At 63.7% G+C, this 1,721-nt stretch carries 2 protein-coding genes; both read left to right on the forward strand.

Annotation, left to right across the window (positions count from 1 at the left end; translation table 11 throughout):
• Nucleotides 1-858: DUF692 domain-containing protein (locus QMX78_RS21305; RefSeq protein WP_282273434.1), on the forward strand; the 858-nt coding region annotated here is incomplete at its 5' end.
• Nucleotides 851-1,618 (forward strand): putative DNA-binding domain-containing protein, encoded by a 768-nt coding sequence (locus QMX78_RS21310; RefSeq protein WP_282273437.1) that lies wholly within the window; start codon nt 851-853, stop codon nt 1,616-1,618. The genes QMX78_RS21305 and QMX78_RS21310, both read left to right, overlap by 8 nt.
• The last annotated feature ends 103 nt before the right edge of the window (nt 1,619-1,721 follow it).

Below are 1,721 nucleotides of genomic sequence, written 5' to 3' on the forward strand. Positions count from 1 at the left end.
CTCGGTTCTGTTTATCCAACACCCCCCCCCCCCCCGCGCCGGCCCCCCCCGGCCCGCGCGGGCCGGGGCCTGCGGCGCTCGCTGCTCGACGCCTTGCAGGCTGCACCGGCCGGCGCATTCGATTTTCTCGAATGCGCCCCGGATAACTGGATCGGGGTTGGCGGCAGTCTGGGCGAAGCGCTGTCCGCACTGTCGCAGCAACATCCGCTGAGTTGCCATGGCCTGTCGCTGTCGCTGGGCGGCCCTGCCCCGTTGGACCTGGAATTCCTTGCACGCACGCGGCGCTTCCTCGACCAGCACCAGGTCGCCCTCTACAGCGAGCACCTGAGCTGGTGCACGGATGACGGCCATCTCTACGAGCTGCTGCCGCTGCCGTTCACCGATGAAGCCGTGCGCCATGTGGCCGCGCGCATCCGCCAGACACAGGACATCCTGGGCCGTCGCATCGCCGTGGAAAATGCCTCCTACTACGCTGTACCTGGAGCGGACATGGATGAGGTGGAGTTCATCAATGCCGTGCTGGACGAGGCCGATTGCGACCTGCTGCTGGACGTCAATAATGTCTACGTCAATGCCATCAACCATGGCTATGACGCCCGCAACTTTCTTGCACGCCTGCCCTCGCAACGCATTGCCAGTTACCACGTTGCCGGCCATCACGACGAAGCCGAAGACCTGAAGATCGACACCCATGGCATGCCGGTCAAGGGCGATGTCTGGGCACTGCTGGCCGATGCCTACGCCATGCATGGCGTGCGCCCCACCCTGCTGGAACGCGACTTCAACTTCCCGCCGTTGCCTGAGCTGCTGGAAGAACTGACGCGTATCCGCCAGTTGCAGCAGGCCGCCCATGGCTGATTCCTTGCGCGAACTGCAGCTGCGCTTTGCCGCACACCTGCGCGACCCGTTGCAACAGCCTGCTCCGGCAGGTATCGACGACACGCGTATGCAGGTATATCGCGAGCTGTACTTCAACACTATCCTGAGCCTGCTGGCCGCCAACTTTCCGGTGATCGCGCGCACCTTGGGTGAATCGCACTGGCCACAGCTGGTGCGCGACTTCTGTCGCGAGCATCGAGCTCACACGCCGTTGTTCCCGGAGATCGGCCAGGAGTTCATTGCCTTTCTGGACAGTCGGCCGGTCGATCCGCAAGCGCCCTGGTTGCTGGAACTGGCGCATTACGAATGGATCGAACTGGCGCTGAAGATCAGCGACGAGCCGGCGCCTACGCATGATCCTGATGGTGACCTGCTGGCTGCCAGCCTGGCCTGTTCACCCTGCTGCCGGGCACTGGCCTACCAGTGGCCGGTGCATCGGATTGGTCTGGAATATCAGCCCAGTGAGCCACCGTTACAGCCGACGTTGTTGCTGGCCCGGCGCGAGACTCATGGAAACATCGTGTTCTCCGAACTTTCGCCGATGCTGTACCGGTTGCTGGAAAGGCTGGAGCAGTTTCCCGAGCTCAGTGGGCTTGAGCAGCTGAGGGCGTTGGCGGCCGAGGCAGGTACACCGGCGGATGCTGCTTTCGTCAGCAATGGCGCGGCGATGCTGGAGCAATTGCGGGACAAGGGCTGCTTGTTGGGCGCTTCTGCCCCCTCCCTTGCGCCGGAGGCGTAGGGGAGGGTTGGCTTTCAGGCAATCCCGGGAATGCCCCTGTAGAGCCGAGCCATGCTCGGCTGAGTCTCTACCGGTAAAGCCCCTGCCGAGCATGGCTCGGCAC

Origin of the sequence: Stenotrophomonas sp. PS02298 (assembly GCF_029959445.1) — a bacterium.
Taxonomy (GTDB): Bacteria; Pseudomonadota; Gammaproteobacteria; order Xanthomonadales; family Xanthomonadaceae; genus Stenotrophomonas.